21 protein-coding genes are annotated in these 15,008 nt (G+C 53.0%); 19 read left to right on the forward strand and 2 right to left on the reverse strand.

All coding sequences use genetic code 11. From position 1 onward, the window contains the following. Positions 1-8 precede the first annotated feature (8 nt). The gene (locus ACWHWP_RS24435; RefSeq protein ID WP_447724514.1) at positions 9-830 is read left to right on the forward strand and encodes a DUF932 domain-containing protein; all 822 of its coding nucleotides are present in this window, start codon (positions 9-11) and stop codon (positions 828-830) included. A 28-nt stretch (positions 831-858) separates the two neighbouring features. Here ACWHWP_RS24435 and ACWHWP_RS24440 read toward each other — a convergent pair whose 3' ends face one another. After that, positions 859-1,398 carry a lytic transglycosylase domain-containing protein gene (locus ACWHWP_RS24440; protein ID WP_048245162.1) on the reverse strand — a complete coding sequence of 180 codons (540 nt, stop codon included), beginning with the start codon at positions 1,396-1,398 and terminating at the stop codon, positions 859-861. A 573-nt stretch (positions 1,399-1,971) separates the two neighbouring features. Here ACWHWP_RS24440 and ACWHWP_RS24445 point away from each other — a divergent pair. Continuing rightward, the gene (locus ACWHWP_RS24445; protein WP_023327730.1) at positions 1,972-2,367 is read left to right on the forward strand and encodes a relaxosome protein TraM; all 396 of its coding nucleotides are present in this window, start codon (positions 1,972-1,974) and stop codon (positions 2,365-2,367) included. Between the two features lie 32 nt (positions 2,368-2,399). Here ACWHWP_RS24445 and ACWHWP_RS24450 read toward each other — a convergent pair whose 3' ends face one another. Then, positions 2,400-3,041 carry an Arc family DNA-binding protein gene (locus tag ACWHWP_RS24450; RefSeq protein WP_447724511.1) on the reverse strand — a complete coding sequence of 214 codons (642 nt, stop codon included), beginning with the start codon at positions 3,039-3,041 and terminating at the stop codon, positions 2,400-2,402. 196 nt (positions 3,042-3,237) lie between these two features. Between ACWHWP_RS24450 and ACWHWP_RS24455 the strand changes: the two genes are divergently transcribed. The 17 genes from ACWHWP_RS24455 (at position 3,238) to ACWHWP_RS24535 (ending at position 15,005) form a co-directional block, all read left to right on the forward strand. Then, positions 3,238-3,591, forward strand: coding sequence for a type IV conjugative transfer system pilin TraA (locus ACWHWP_RS24455; protein WP_447724509.1), 354 nt, complete (start codon positions 3,238-3,240; stop codon positions 3,589-3,591). A 3-nt stretch (positions 3,592-3,594) separates the two neighbouring features. Further along, a complete protein-coding gene (gene traL, locus ACWHWP_RS24460; protein WP_032656210.1) occupies positions 3,595-3,897 on the forward strand; it encodes a type IV conjugative transfer system protein TraL in 303 nt (100 codons plus the stop codon). Between the two features lie 6 nt (positions 3,898-3,903). Next, positions 3,904-4,485: a TraE/TraK family type IV conjugative transfer system protein gene (locus tag ACWHWP_RS24465; protein ID WP_447724507.1), complete on the forward strand. Its 582-nt coding sequence runs from the start codon at positions 3,904-3,906 to the stop codon at positions 4,483-4,485. Positions 4,486-4,496: 11 nt separating this feature from the next. Next, positions 4,497-5,237, forward strand: coding sequence for a type-F conjugative transfer system secretin TraK (gene traK / locus ACWHWP_RS24470; protein WP_447724505.1), 741 nt, complete (start codon positions 4,497-4,499; stop codon positions 5,235-5,237). A gap of 2 nt (positions 5,238-5,239) precedes the next feature. Further along, on the forward strand, positions 5,240-6,643 hold the full coding sequence (traB, locus tag ACWHWP_RS24475; RefSeq protein WP_447727733.1) for an F-type conjugal transfer pilus assembly protein TraB: 1,404 nt from the start codon (positions 5,240-5,242) through the stop codon (positions 6,641-6,643). 13 nt (positions 6,644-6,656) lie between these two features. After that, positions 6,657-6,959: a hypothetical protein gene (locus tag ACWHWP_RS24480; protein ID WP_447727707.1), complete on the forward strand. Its 303-nt coding sequence runs from the start codon at positions 6,657-6,659 to the stop codon at positions 6,957-6,959. Beyond that, on the forward strand, positions 6,952-7,416 hold the full coding sequence (locus ACWHWP_RS24485) for a hypothetical protein (protein WP_447727709.1): 465 nt from the start codon (positions 6,952-6,954) through the stop codon (positions 7,414-7,416). Before ACWHWP_RS24480 ends, ACWHWP_RS24485 begins: the two co-directional genes overlap by 8 nt. A gap of 73 nt (positions 7,417-7,489) precedes the next feature. After that, positions 7,490-8,374, forward strand: coding sequence for an SPFH domain-containing protein (locus tag ACWHWP_RS24490; protein ID WP_084832868.1), 885 nt, complete (start codon positions 7,490-7,492; stop codon positions 8,372-8,374). Positions 8,375-8,436: 62 nt separating this feature from the next. Further along, the gene (locus tag ACWHWP_RS24495) at positions 8,437-8,832 is read left to right on the forward strand and encodes a hypothetical protein (protein ID WP_447727711.1); all 396 of its coding nucleotides are present in this window, start codon (positions 8,437-8,439) and stop codon (positions 8,830-8,832) included. 60 nt (positions 8,833-8,892) lie between these two features. After that, positions 8,893-9,447, forward strand: a complete 555-nt coding sequence (gene traV / locus ACWHWP_RS24500) for a type IV conjugative transfer system lipoprotein TraV (RefSeq protein WP_447727713.1) — start codon at positions 8,893-8,895, stop codon at positions 9,445-9,447. Continuing rightward, positions 9,444-9,698 (forward strand): hypothetical protein, encoded by a 255-nt coding sequence (locus ACWHWP_RS24505; RefSeq protein WP_447727715.1) that lies wholly within the window; start codon positions 9,444-9,446, stop codon positions 9,696-9,698. Before traV ends, ACWHWP_RS24505 begins: the two co-directional genes overlap by 4 nt. Further along, entirely contained in the window at positions 9,695-12,304 is a 2,610-nt protein-coding gene (gene traC / locus ACWHWP_RS24510; protein WP_447727717.1) for a type IV secretion system protein TraC, read from the forward strand. The genes ACWHWP_RS24505 and traC overlap by 4 nt, the downstream gene beginning before the upstream one ends. Further along, on the forward strand, positions 12,301-12,714 hold the full coding sequence (gene trbI / locus ACWHWP_RS24515; RefSeq protein WP_143346236.1) for a type-F conjugative transfer system protein TrbI: 414 nt from the start codon (positions 12,301-12,303) through the stop codon (positions 12,712-12,714). The genes traC and trbI overlap by 4 nt, the downstream gene beginning before the upstream one ends. Beyond that, the gene (gene traW / locus ACWHWP_RS24520; protein ID WP_143346237.1) at positions 12,711-13,346 is read left to right on the forward strand and encodes a type-F conjugative transfer system protein TraW; all 636 of its coding nucleotides are present in this window, start codon (positions 12,711-12,713) and stop codon (positions 13,344-13,346) included. The genes trbI and traW overlap by 4 nt, the downstream gene beginning before the upstream one ends. Beyond that, entirely contained in the window at positions 13,343-13,735 is a 393-nt protein-coding gene (locus ACWHWP_RS24525; RefSeq protein WP_032638128.1) for a hypothetical protein, read from the forward strand. Before traW ends, ACWHWP_RS24525 begins: the two co-directional genes overlap by 4 nt. Beyond that, positions 13,726-14,004 (forward strand): hypothetical protein, encoded by a 279-nt coding sequence (locus ACWHWP_RS24530; protein WP_193807402.1) that lies wholly within the window; start codon positions 13,726-13,728, stop codon positions 14,002-14,004. The genes ACWHWP_RS24525 and ACWHWP_RS24530 overlap by 10 nt, the downstream gene beginning before the upstream one ends. Beyond that, positions 13,995-15,005, forward strand: a complete 1,011-nt coding sequence (locus tag ACWHWP_RS24535; protein WP_193807404.1) for a hypothetical protein — start codon at positions 13,995-13,997, stop codon at positions 15,003-15,005. Before ACWHWP_RS24530 ends, ACWHWP_RS24535 begins: the two co-directional genes overlap by 10 nt. The last annotated feature ends 3 nt before the right edge of the window (positions 15,006-15,008 follow it).

The raw sequence follows: 15,008 nt of genomic DNA on the forward strand, positions 1-15,008 counted from the left end.
AAATAAAAATGGTCAGTTTCGCAAGCCGTTATCGTATGCCTACCTCGATCCGTAAAGACCGTCCGCTGACGAATGATGAATTACAGCTCATCGTTCCGAGCGCGTTCTCATCGGATAAACACGATTCACGCTCTGAACGTTATACGTATATCCCGACCATTAACATTCTTGATCGCTTACGTGATGAAGGTTTTCAGCCATATTATGCAACTCAGTCACGTACACGTGACCAGGATAAACGCGACTTTACAAAGCATATGCTTCGCCTGCGCCGTCATGACCAGATTAACGGAAAAGAAGTACCGGAAATTATTCTGCTGAATAGCCATGATGGTTCAAGTAGCTATAAAATGATCCCCGGTATGTTCCGTCAGGTTTGCAGTAATGGTCTGGTTGCATGGAAGGATTTTGGTGAAATCCGCGTACCCCACAAAGGGGATATTGTCGGGCAGGTTATTGAAGGCGCTTACACGGTGCTGAAAACATTTGACGCGGTTGATGAAAATATTGACCTCATGAAAAGCATTCAGCTCACTTTGCCTGAGCAGCGCCTTTTTGGTGCGACCGCCATGGAACTTAAGTACGATGGAAAACCAGCGCCGATTACACCGGAGCAAATTATTAACCCACGCCGTGTGCTCGACAGAGGCCAGGATTTATGGACCACGTTTAACGTGGTGCAGGAAAATGTGATCCGTGGGGGTATTCGAGGCAGAACAGAAAAAGGGAAGATGATCAGAACGCGGGAAGTCACCGGAATTGACGGAGACATCAAATTAAATCAGGTGCTTTGGAAAATGGCCGAGGAGTTTGCAAAACTGAAGGCCTGAAAATTAAGCCGCTCACCAGAGCGGCTTTTTACTGTCCGCTGTTTAACGATGCTGTTTCTGCAATTTTAATCTCATTCTCCTTTCCAGCAGCTGGCGCGAGACGTTCAGAAAGTAACTTTTTTCTGGCCAGTAATACACGATATATATTTTTGATGTCCTGTGCATAGGCCTTGCGCTGCGCAATGAGCTTTTTGCTCGGCCCTGTATTATACATCCCCACACTGTCCCAGTTTTTTCCGTATGACCTGAAGTTGTGCGCCAGCACCCATGCCCCCGTATAAACGCAGATACATGGATCATTCAGCAGGCGCTCACGGGTAATATTGAAGTTTTTAAGTTTACCGTAATGTGAGCTGTTCACCTGCATCCCACAGACATCTTCTGTCCCATTCCTGTTTGATCCATTTATCGCATCTGGTACCAGATGGCTCTCTTTAATCGAAATTGACATAAGCAGAAGCGGATCAATTTGGTAATCTTTCCCGGCCTGATCAAAGCACATTTGCGGAGCTGCGCCAGCAGATAGTGAAAGAGTCAGCAAAGCAGCAGGCAGTAACGATATTTTCATGGTTTGGCCTTTTAGCGAAATAAACGGGCTCTGGAGAGGCGCTTTAAAAAATACCCCGGCGGATCGTCGTAATCAAGTAAATCCACTACAAACGCGCGTGAGCGCTCTCCTGATGGGATTTAACGCCTGTCCGAAATAAACATGTCAGAGCAGTAGGCGGTATTAACATGCCGCTCTTTACTAACCCTTTAAAACATCACACCCCACGCAAGACTTCGTCTTGCAGATTTTTCCTTTTATTTCAGTGGGATGTTTGCAAGAATTTTGCGCGCTTTTGGAATGTGACCGTTTAATGTCGTACATACCGACACTACACTATCGTATAATCCTGATACCTGTTAGTGTCGGTATGTCTCACATGTATCGTACAATTGTAGATATGCTGTAATTACATTGAATTATATATCGCACAGTGTCACACTGTCGCACATCATAGAGTTGGATTGTACTACTGTATAAAACAGAAATTCACAGCAGTATCAACCCATTACACCTTTGCACAGCAATCTGGTAATCCACCAACAGGCCATACATAGTGTCGGTTCCGACACTAACTTAAAACAGGTAAGAAATATGGGAAGAGTCGGCATCTACCTTAAAGATAAAATTGAACGTGAAGTTCGCGATATTGTTCAACAAGACCTGCAGAACGGCGCTAATGCTGGAGAAGCAAACATATCAGCTACCTGCAACGAATTAATCAGGCTTGGACTGCTTGTTTATAAACGCGATGGCGAGGATGGCAATCAATTTGATATCGAAGGATATCGAAGAGACCTCATAAGAAAAGCAGCCGGCTCACGCGAAGGCACAGTTCTCATTGCCACCCTAATCGCTGAGATGTATTTAAAAATGACAGGAAAAGACGGCGAAGGCAGCCTTGAAGATACGCTTGATATGATTTTAAGCGGCATAAACACAGCCGAGAACGAAGCAGAAGCAAGGCACTTCATCAACGAAAAAGAATAAATCTGTGAGCCGGACACCCCGGCCCACATCGATCACAGGGACGGTCTTTCATCCCAGGAAAGGTCACTTTTCTCCACCTCCTTTATTTTTTCTTTCAGGAACACCTCGAACTCCATGCAAAGAACTTTAAGCGCCTGTGCATCCTCGTCCTGGTCAAGTAACCTTTCCGTAAAATAACCCAGTGTATTCATCAGACGAGTGAGCATTTCGTCATTCAGACTACGGTTATGCACCTTCGCCATTGCCCTGATTTCATCAGCAAGATTCTCAGGAATACGCATGCTATATCCGGTTGTTTTCCCCGGAAGCAAAACTCTTTCACCCTCTCGCCACATCCACAATTGCTCCTGCTTGGGCGTGGATTTAATTTCATTAGCAACATCAATAGATTCACTATCAAGCAATTGCCCAAGCCACTCTTCAAACCTCACCGCCAGCGCAATGAGCCGCTCACCCTCCGCAGTTTTAATGACAGGCTTGCCGGGCTGATAATTCAGCGACAATAAAAGCCTGGCAATAATTTCCTCATTCACACTTCTGTTGCCAGCTCTGGCACATATTCTCAGCTCCATAAGCAGATTATCCGGAGCACGCAATCGCCACTCCACCGCTTCACCTGGCTGGAACTTGCGTGGACGGCCGCGACCATCCCACATTTTTTCTTTTACTTTCATAGCTATAGATCCCGGAGGCCATTTCTGAACTTTCTGGTCAACAAAGCCTACCCACTTACATATTCGGATAAATCTGAATGATTCCAAAAAGTGCGACATGCGTCACAGTTTTTTTTTTTTAGGGTCATGGGACAATTGCGCCCGCGTAAACAAGCACTTACGCGATTCACTTTTGTTTACTTCGGAGAAAACAAACATGTTAACCAAAGGCAGTGCCCTTAACGTCGGTAAGGGATGGGCGGTAGCGTCTTTATTCCGCAAAGCACGCGAAAATCGCAAAGCTAAATTTTACTTAAAGTCAGCAGGCGCTTTTTTAATTGCACTTATGGTCACCCACCCGGCATTCGCTGGCGGCACCGACCTTCTTTCCTCACAGAACACCACGGTAAATTCCACCTTCGGTTCCGGTTCTTCACTTGTTAAATGGTTCTACATCGCCGAAATCATCATGGGCCTGTTTATTTACATTAAGGCCCGCTCACCACTGGTGTTCGTCGGTATCGTTATGGCAATCATCTTTACCCGTGTCGCCTTCGGCATCGCGAGCTAAATGATGAGTGGGGAAGGAGATAAATATAACTTCCCGGAAACAATGAACCAGCAGGACCGCTATTTAGGCTTACCGATTGACGAATTGATTGTTACCGCACCCCTTTTAGTTTTGGGGGTACTTAACAACCTGTCACTCGAACTTGGTGTAATCGCGGGAATCCTCTGGTTTATCGTCAGATATCTGAAAAAAGGGCAGGGGTCATACTGGTTACTTAATTTCTGTTACTGGCACCTGCCATCACTTTTATTCAAAGTAACCTTTCGTCAGATACCTGATTCAAGTTTCCGGCACTGGAGGGCATAGTTTTTCATGAAACTGAATATTAAAGGAGAGCGCGATAAACAACTACGCTATGCGTTTATTGGTCTTTCAGCTTTAACTTTACTCATGGGCGCCGGGAATGTACTGACAGGGTCACTGGCGTGGTATTTCGCCACCACCCAGAAAACAATCACCACGCCATTAATGTTTAACCGCCCATTTGCATCAGATTCAAAAAGTGTCGACGCTACCGGTCTGACGCAGTTCGCCGCTTCCTTTATTTACTGGCGACTCAACGTTACCCCGGAAAACATCGAACACAACCAGAAAATGATTCTTGGATTTGTCCCTTCCGCCGAACGGGACGCACTCAAGAAAGCCCTGGACATAGAAACTGAGCGCATCCAGAAAGCGGGCATCACCACCCAGTTCGACACGAAAGAAATTCGCGTCATGGACGATGGCTCCGTGCAGTACAGCGGAGTTCTGAAATCCTCCACCACAAACGGCGCAATCATCACGCCACTGAAAGACCAGGAAAAAACCTACCGACTGAAACTGAGTTATGACAATGGTGTGATTAACCTCCACAGCTTTGAAGAACTCAAGCCGGTATCTCCCACTAACTGACAGGAATGCCCATGAAATTTCGCATTTCACCGGCAGCTGCTGCTGTGTTTCTGGCAGCGGGATTATTCACAAGCGGCCTCCGGGCCGCTTCCGCACCCGCAGCCATTCCGTTTGAGAACGACGCCGCCTTTAACGTCACCCTCAGCAACACCAACCCGAGCAAGGTTGTTGTCGACGGAGAACTCATTACCAGCATCAGCGGACCAACCGGTGCGTATGACCAGAGCCAGACCGAGGACGGAGCGCTTATCCTGTCTCCGCTTGTCGGCCAGAACTTCACCCTGTTTATCCAGACTGACCACGGCTCATCACTGAGCCTGAACGTCAGGCCGCAACCGGGTAACGGCAAAACACTGCGCTTCACCCCGATGTCACCACCACTTCGCAAGAACGACGATGCGAAGGCATGGGAAGAAGGGCAGACCTATGAAAAAACGCTGGTTGCGCTATCCCGCGCCGTAGTCAATGGCCAGGTACCGGACGACTACCGGGAATACCCGGTCAGCCGCATGCCGGCTTACTCACCCGCCAGTGATGTACGCCTGACGCCTGAGCGTCAGTTTGTGGGCAACCACCTTCGCGTGGTTCGCTTCCGGATGAGCAATCCGGGCAGCATCACCCGCAGCCTCCGCGAGCGCGATTTCTGGCGCAAGGGTGTGCGGGCCGTAATGCTGTCGCAGAACCAGCTCTACGCTGGCGGCGAAGGGTATGCCTGGATTGTGTTCTCAGATGATGGAGACACCCGCTCATGACCATAAGCCTGAATGAAAACCTGAAAACCCGCCGCAAGCAGCTGGCCATCCTGGCCGCCGTCATCATTGGCGGCGCAGCTGCAGCAGGCGGCGTAATGTGGTACGGGCAATACCAGCAAAAACAAAAGCAACCCGCACCGGTTGCAACACCAAACCTGACCGGCGTTGTGACAGCGGCGTTTAACGAACAGGTCAACGATGCCGCACTGACACAGCAGCAGGCAAAGACCTCTGCTCTTGAGCAAAACTTTGCCACGCTTGCCCAGCAGTTTGCGCAGAACAAGCTCACAACCGACCAGAAGCTCGCCGAGAAGGACGCTGAAATTCAGCGCCTGAATGACCAGCTTACGAAAGCCCCCGGCAGCAACCAGACCACTGGCCAGCAGACACCACCTGCAGGTACGAACGGAACACCACTCCCAGGTCCCGTTGCTGCCGGCCAGGCCCGACCACCCGAATACAATGTGACCCCCGCAGGTGCACCGGCCGCCACTGGTGTGAATATGGGGCAGGGCGCAGCGTTCTATCCGGGCGGCTCTGGCCAGCGCATGACAGGCGGTCTCTCGACAACAAAGTTCAGCTACGACAGCCTGAAGAAAAGGCCAACCAAACTCCCCTGGATTCCATCCGGCTCATTCTCTGATGCTGTTCTGATTGAAGGCGCCGCCGCGAACGCCAGCGTCACCGGCCAGCAGAATACCAGCCCTGTTACCATTCGCCTGCAGGGCAACATTCAGATGCCCAACAACAAGGAGTTCAACGCTGACGGCTGCTTTATTGTGGGTGAGATGTGGGGCGATATCTCCAGCGAGCGCGGAAACGTCCGCACCCAGTCCATCAGCTGCATCCTGAAAAACGGCAAGCACGTTGACATGGAGTTTCAGGGACATGTCAGCTTCCAGGGTAAAGGCGGCATTCGCGGCAAGCCCGTTATGCGAAACGGCATGATTGTCGGCTACGCCGGTGCAGCAGGCCTCCTGTCAGGCTTTGGCGAAGGTATCAAATCTGCTGCCACGCCATCCGTAGGCCTCGGCGCCACAGCGGATGTCGGTGCAGGTGACGTGTTTAAACAGGGCATAGGCGGCGGAGCCAGTAAGGCTGCCGACACGCTGAGCCAGTACTGGATTAAGCGCGCCGAGCAGTACCACCCGGTGATTGATATCGGTGCCGGCAACCAGGTCACCGTCGTGTTCCAGAAGGGCTTCCGCCTTGAAACCATCGAGGATGCCGAGGACGCGAAAGCGAAAGAGGAACTGCAGAAAGCCGGCAACGCCGCGCAGAACGCTGTAACGCCGCAGCCTGCGAGTCAGACCACAGCATCCAGCACCACCTCGGTTGGTAACATCAACCCTGATGACGTTCTCCGCCAGGCCAGCCAGCTGCGCCTCGGCGACACCATCAACTGATGAGGAAATGCAGATGTTTGTACGTAAAACAACAACACAGGGAGGCGGACCCGACGGCAAAGCAAAGGAGGGGGTAAATCGCGATACAACCAGTACAGTAAGGCAGAACAGGAAGCTGGGCGACAAGTTATACGGAACACTTCAGTTCCTGTGCCTGGTAGGCGTGTCATCGCTTTTTGTCTATGGGCAAATCCACGACGACATATGGAGCATCGTCGCATTAGTTATCGGCGGTATTTTGTGTCGTATCGTGCCTGTGCATTGCAACAGACCGGACATCCAAAGCGGCAGCAAAAAGGATAAACGGAATGCGTGATGAAGAACGTAATAACAGTCTGCTCAGGAACATGCGGATGCATATTGCTGAATGGGAGGCTGGTCGGCCCACTCCGGCAGCAAGCAGGTACATGTTTTTGGGGGTTGCCATCTTTCTCGGTGTTGGGGGGCCAGTTCTTTCGTATTACCCCTCACTGTGGGCGCTGGGTTTCCTGATTGTCTGGCTATTTCTGACTCAATGGATATGCAGGCGAATTGTCCCCCGCTACAACGAAAGCTGGGCGGAGGTATTCGACAGGATGCTTTCTGAGTATGAACCCCTGTATCTTCCCGCCTGGGAACACCTTAAGCACCAGGCTGAAACGGAGGGGCTGACGGCCAGCATCGTCAGCAGATGGTATCAGCTGGAAGCGATGGGTGTCTGGCCAGAAAAGAAACCAGGCTTGAAATTCCTCCATAAAACTACTGACCGCAGCGTGAAAACAGGAGAGGAGTGAAGCGTAATTCGGCAATACCCCTAATTACCCCGTCTCCTGCATCAAAACTGGAATCAAAATCAATGGTGGCTATATGAGATACACAACCGATTCAGAAACAGGTCTTAACCCCCGCGGTCTTTTCCTCATCATGGGGGGAGCTATCGTCATCGCCAGCCTGCTTATTGCCTGGCTCTCATTTTACAGTATTAACGAAGGTGAAAGGGGAGTGCTGCTGCGAAACGGACGTATTGTTAAAGTCGCTCAGCCCGGCCTGGGACTGAAATGGCCGATCATCGAAAGCGTGGAGAAAATAACCGTTAGGAATGAGGCCATGCTTTATGAAGGTATGAGCGCCTACAGCTTCGATCAGCAACCCGCAAAAATGACCGTATCCGTGAACTTCCATGTTCTGCCGACCGAAGTGGAACGCGTCTACAGTGGCTATCAGACGGTTGATAACATGAAAACGCGGCTGATTGCCCGGCAGATACCTACACAGCTGGAAAACGTTTTTGGACGATATACCGCAATAAGCGCGGTTCAGGACAGAGCGAAGCTGGTACAGGATATGCAGGCCGCGCTGCGGAAAAGTGTTGATGGACCGGTGGTGATTGATACCGTACAGATTGAAAACATCGACTTCTCGCCGGCATATGAGAAATCCATTGAAGACAGAATGAAAGCAGAGGTGGCCATTGCCACACGGACGCAGAACCTCCAGACAGAGAAAATTCAGGCTCAGATAGCGGTCACTCAGGCTCAGGCCCAGGCTGACAGTAAACTGGCGGCAGCAAAGGCAGACGCTGAATCAATACGCCTTCGTGGAGCCGCAGAAGCTGAATCCATCCGCCAGCGCGGTGATGCACTTCGGGATAACCCCGGCCTGGTCAGTCTGACGACGGCTGAACGCTGGGATGGAAAGCTTCCGGCATCAATGATCCCCGGAGGTTCCGTCCCTTTCCTTTCGGTGAAGTAACCTCTGACAGCCTCTAATTCGTTCATCATCACAACCCTGTAATTCATTTCACTGGAGTGTTTATGTCTGCCAACATGGCGCGCTATCCATTACTCAAAATCCTGCACAACTATCGCTATATCCTGATTCCAGCACTGGTATTCACTATCGAACTGACAGTGTGGGCAGTGCTCAATCTTAAAGGCGTGGGTGATATGGGCTGGGTCTCCTGGCGAGTGTGTCTGCTCTTAAGCGTGTTCCTCGTATGCTTTAGCGACTCAGCCTTTAACAAACTCGATGGTGGGTTTCTTATGTATGGTTCAGTCGTTCCGTGGGGCGGAATGCTGATAGTGGCGAGTATTTATGGCTTTATCCAGATGAACCTGAACTTTCTGACGCTGGATTTATTTTATGCCGGCGTGTTTGGCAGCCTTGCTGTGCAGTTGGTTTTCACTGTGATTCAGTGCAACTGCAAATAATCGAAATTGAGTATTACCCCTCCCTGAATACCCCCCTTAAATTAAAACCGGAGTTACCCCATGAAAAAACTACTGGGCGCTGCACTGCTGTGCAGCGCAATGACCGGCTGCGCCGGTCTCAATTCTGATTTCGACTGCAACAAGACCGCGACCGACCTGTGCCTGACGACCGCCGAGGCAAACAAGCTGGCCGCTCAGGGTAAAAATCTGGATGACCTGACGGCCGAGAAAACCGCAAAAAAGCCTGCGGGTGAAACCCTGCCGGCACTGCGCAATTCAGCACCGGTCGTGAATCCCTTCCGTCCTGTCTCCGCCGCAGCAACCGGAACCACCGCCGCTAAGCCTACTGCACCGCGCCCTCTGACCACTGCACCGGCGAAATCGTCTGGCTCGCTGGTCACGCCGCTGACCACGTCCAGTCATGCGACCCCCGTGCCGGTTAACACTGCGGGCCGCGTTCCGGTTCAGCGTATTCCTGACGCCACACAGCGCCTGTGGATTGCACCCTGGGTGGACACGGACGACAACTTTCATCAGCCGGCTGTGGTCGAGTTCGTGAAAAACAAATCCCACTGGGATGAGAGCTACCGCGTCATCGGGGAGGGAGGGGAATGAGCAGCCACTACATTTCCGGCAGGAACGGCGTCGATCATCTGGCGAAATCGTTAGCCCATTCACGGAAAGGAACGACGCAAATCACCGCCACACAGTCAGTCGATACCGACGATGAAACGCTGGCCGTTCTGAGCGTGAGCTGTGAGTGGCAGATTAAGACCGCCGGTGATGCACCGCACACCGGGCAGATGAACGAAGAGAAGCTGCGTCGCCTGGAGTTAATCCGGGCCGCTGCGGAGGGCCGAAAATGAGTTTTGTCGACAGCCTGATGGATATGCTGAAAAACGGGAAAGAGGAAGACGGTGCAGCAACGGCCCGCAACAACCTTTCCCAGACCTGGGACTATCCGTCCCTGGTCGCTGCGCTGCCGTACCGGTATTACGACGATAAGAATGAAATTTTCGTCAACGCCGGCTCTGCGGGCTTCATTATGGAGGCCGCCCCGCTTCCCGGCGCGAACGAACAGGTGATGGCCGCTCTCGATGACATGCTGCGTAAAAAGCTGCCCCGCCAGACTCCTGTGACCGTCATTATGCTGGCCAGCAAGTGTGTCGGGGAACGTATCGATCGCGGCGTGAGTAACGACATGTGGAAAGGGGGGATGGCCGATCACCTCAATAAAATTACCCGCGCGTTCTGGCAGCGCTCAGCGCTGCACGGCCTGGCCAACGAACGTGAATACCCACTCTACCTGCGTAACTACCGAATCTTTATTGTTTATGGTCAGCCCATTAAGCGCGCTTCCCAGATGCAGCGGGTGATGGATGACCTGATTCAGACGCGCAACACCATCCGCGTCTCCCTGGGGGCTGCGCGCATCGACAGCATGAATACCGATGTGCACGCTTTCCTGTCTGCGGTACGCGAGCAGATGAACTACCGTCAGGAGCAGGTGCTGACGTCCTCCGGGGATTACAACGAGGATGAAAAGCTCAACCGTCAGGTGGTTGACCCGGGGATTGACCTGAAGGTTCATCCATCGCATATCCGGATGGAACTGCCGGAGACCATAGACGCGCGCGGGACACGCCTGCCGGCATCGGCATGCCGCATCATCAACATGCAGCTTGCCAAAACGCCTAAACGTTTCGCTCTCTGGCAGGGGGCTGACAATCTCCAGAACCTGCGTTTTCCCGACCTCGGGATACCCTGTCCCTTTATGCTGACATGGACGACGGAACTGGAGGAACAGACCAAAAGCCAGAGCGAGTCTTTCCGTAAAGACCAGGACCTGTCGAAAAAGGCCAACTCAGCCTATGCAGCACTCTTTCCCGGTACCAAAAAAGCGGCAGAAGAATGGCGCCGTACCCGTGAACAGCTGCACAGCAATGAAATCGCGCTCTGCAATACCTACTTCAACCTGACCCTGTTCGCGCCGGACAACAATACCGAGGCGCAGAAGTGTGAACTGGCCGCCGTCAACGTGTTCCGTAAGAACGAGCTGGAAATGGTGACGATACAGTATCAGCAGATGCGTAACTGGCTGGCCAGCTTCCCGTTCGTCATGCAGGAAGGTATGTGGGAAGACCTTAAGATTACGGGAGCAACGCTGCGAGCCAAGTCATGGAACGCTGTGAGCCTGATGCCGGTCGTGGCAGAACGCCAGCTGTCCAACGTTGGAATGCCGCTCCCGACCTACCGCAATCAGGTCGCGTTTTACAACATGTTTGGCGAGGAGAACGGCAGTACCAACTTTAACATCGCGGTCACCGGCACTTCAGGGGCAGGGAAATCGTTTCTGATACAGGGGGTGCTGCGCGATGTTCTAAACGCCGGTGGTTACGGCTGGGTTATCGATATGGGGGACAGCTACAAGAACTACTGTCACCAGGCCGGCGGGGTTTATCTCGATGGTTCTAAACTGCGCTTTAACCCGTTCGCCAACGTTAAGGACATTAACCATTCTGCGGAAGGGATTGTGCGCCTGCTGACGGTACTCGCCAGTCCGACTGAGCCGCTGGATGGCGTCTGTGAAGCGATCCTGCAGAAAGCGGTAATGGATGCGTGGGAGAAGAAGGCAAACAAAGCCCGTATCGACGACGTTCATAATTACCTGACCAATGAGGATGTGAACCAGGCGTTCGCTGACAAGCCGACCATCATCGCGCGTCTCGCTGAGCTGGCCATGCTGCTCGATACGTACTGCACCTGGGGACCTGACGGAGAATACTTCAACGCCGACACCCCGACGCTCGATGGTGAAACCCGCTTCGCGGTGCTGGAGCTGCTGAGCCTGGAAGACAAGCCGAAGTTGCTCTCGTCCATCCTGTTCTCGCTCATTCTGGCGATACAGGAAAAAATGTACCACAGCCCGCGCGACCTCAAAAAAGTGTGCATCATCGACGAAGCCTGGCGTCTGCTGGGTGGCTCCAACCCGCACGCGGCACGGTTTATCGAAACCGGCTACCGCACCGTGCGTCGTCACCGTGGCGCGTTTATCACCATCACCCAGGGCATTAAGGACTTCAGCGCCAGTAAGGAAGCGGAAGCCGCCTGGAACAACAGCTCCACCAAAATCACCCTCTTGCAGGATGCGAAGGCGTTTAAACAGTACCTTGCCGATAACCCGGATCAGTTCTCGGACATGGAAAAAGAAGTTATCCGTGGCTTCCAGCCAGCCCTGCAGACCGGCTACAGCTCCCTGCTGATAAATGCCGGTGAATACAGCTCCTTCCATCGCCTGTTCGTCGATCCCGTGACGCGTGCCATGTTCAGCTCGCGCGGCGAGGACTTTGCTTTCATGCAGAAAGCGCAGAAAGAAGCGGGGGCAACTGCGGAAGAAGCGGCGTATATGCTGGCGGAGAAAAAATACGGCAGTGAACTTCGTGAACTTGAAGAGTGGGTGAAAGCAGCATGAGTGAGCAACAGGACAAGCCGTATGACGGCGACACCGTCCGCGACGGTGTAACAATCGCCAGCAAAACATCCCGCTGGGTTAAAGCCAGCATGCTGAGGCTGGCGGGACTTCTGGTTATGACAGGCGTGGCATATGTGACGGCGAAAGCCGTCACCCCGGAGGTGGTGGTCTTCGACATGAAGGGTACGGTGGACCTCTTTAAGCAGCAGTCCGCGCAGCTGCCGCTCGATGAAAGTCGGGCAAAAGCGATGACAGTGCAGTTCAACGCGGCGCTAACGGACAGCCTCACGGAATGGCAGGCTTCACATAACGCCATCATCCTGGTGAAACCGGCGGTGATAAGCCCGCAGCGCGATATCACGAATGAAATCCGTGTTGATATCGCACGACGCACCCAGGGGGGCCAGTGAAAAAAAGACTGCAGCTGACGGCCATGATGCTACTGATACTCTCCGCCGGCAGCGGGGCGAAAGATCTTGGTACCTGGGGCAACGTCTTCGAACCTGCAGAGCAGGACATGCTGGCGTTTATCCAGAATCGCCTGAAGGGAATGGAGCAGACGGGCGAGCTGGACCGCCTTCGCAAAGAGGCAACGGAAAGAGTGAAGGAGCATGCGGTACGTCCCACGCCGGTGGAAGGGCTCACGAAAGCGAAGGAATACCGCAGCTTTGCCTGGGACCCGACATTTACCGTGAAGGAGACGATCACAGACATGCAGGGCAACGTGATCGCCCGCAAGGGTGACACGGTCAATCCTCTGGATAAGGTGCCCTTCAGCCAGGTGCTCTTTTTTATCGACGGCGATGATAAGGAGCAGGTGAACTGGGCACGACAGCAGCTCGCCGGCCAGACCAGCGTGAAGGTCATCCTGGTGAACGGCAACATCAAAGAAACCAGTGATGCGCTGAATGAACGTATCTACTTCGACCAGTCTGGCGTACTGACCCGTAAATTCGGTTTTGAACACGTCCCCGCGCGGATCTCGCGCGACGGCCGCGTGATGAAAGTGGAAGAGATTCCGGTATCAGGAGCGAAAAAATGAGTGCAACAACGTTAGGTGACCTGTTTCCCGAAATGCGTCAGGCGGTCACATCCCATCGACGTTACGGCAGAAAACCGCGCAAACCCGCTGAGATAACGCCGCGCATGGGAACAGCAGAACGACTGAAGACGCTGTACCCCGAAATTGACTCCTGGCATCCGGTACTGGTGACCAAAGCCTGGCTCCACTGGTGTGAACAGAACCAGCAGGACAGCCGGGAGCCGTCCAGGCGTGATGAACGTTTCCCGGACTACATCATTCACCTCTTACTGGAGAACATGCGGGCCGAGGACAGCGCGAAACGTAAAAAAGGCCCGACGCTGTCACTTTCCGAGCGTCTCGACAGGTTGTTTGCAGGCGAAGGGCAGGAGAACGCCGAATGTCACTGATACACAATAACTCTGTGTCACCTGCGTCTCAGCACATGACAGGCCACAATGCTGATACCAAAGGCGGCGACGAAACCGTGAATCAACTCTGTCAGCTGTACCCTGAGATCGCTTCATGGCAACCGGCGCTGATCGCCGGTGCCTGGCATCAGTGGTGCGCGAATAACCAGCGTCAGCCGATAGCGCCAGACGAACGTGATGAGGCGTTTCCCCTGTACCTCGTCAGGCTTATCCGCAACAGAATGGAGGAGATGAACGCATGGCGTTAATCAGCTGCTTCACCGCCACTCAGGGGTTGCAGGGAGTGCTCACCTGTTTGCGCGATACCGAGGGCATGACCGGTATTCTGGTCGTCGTTGCACTACTCGCTGGCTGGATTGTTGTTCAGTACGTAGCATGTGCAAGACGTGAACGACGGGCGTGGGAGAGCAGACCGGGAATACCCGTCCCTCTGGCGCAATTTGGCGGTGCCCGACATGCTGACGCGGTTCACGCCTTTGCTAACCGGGAATACTACCAGGTGATGCTGGCCGAACTGGAAAAGGCATTGACTGACGCGGGCTACGAACTGACGCGTGAGGAATCATTGCGCGTGACGATGCCAGAGGCAGACCGGCAAAAAATCAGCCGACGTATTTTCCGGGCGCGCCAGTGTTATACGGCGCCGAGAGTCACTGAGCAGGCGATGCAGGATAGCGAAGATGCGGCAGTGAACGATGGATACGCCGGCTCGTGGCTGAATTTGCTTATCCGGGGTAGTGAGCGGGAAGGGTGGTACATCACAAAACCGGAACCGGAATTCGTCCCGACGAACTTTCCTTTAAAACAGGTCACCATAACTGTCAGTGCAAAACAGTCTGTCCTGACGCGGGATGTGGTGAGAATCATCAACGATGTGGCTGAAAAAGTGAAAAAACAGCCTTCATTTCCTGAAACACCGGAACGTATTGCAGGTGGTGTAATTAGCACTGAACTGTTATATGGAGCTGATCAGCGGCAGGTTAAGGTGGCGCCAGGCTGGTTTAATTCTCCGTCTGGAAATGATGTTCCTGACGATATCGCTGAAGGACAATTCCCGCCGGCGGGGAGGTCAGAATACCGGCATTTCATTGTCCGGGCGCAGGCAGGAAGGTTTTATACCCCGGCTGCACTTGCCTTCTATATTGATGAAGCTGGTCGCAGGATAGAACAGGGGGAATCCAGCGGAGCAAGCTACGAAGATGACAGCGGCTACGCTTTCGCCGTGACGCCTGCAAAAAACACGCCCTGATAC

The organism is Enterobacter sp. WI-ESBL-E8 (assembly GCF_053364895.1).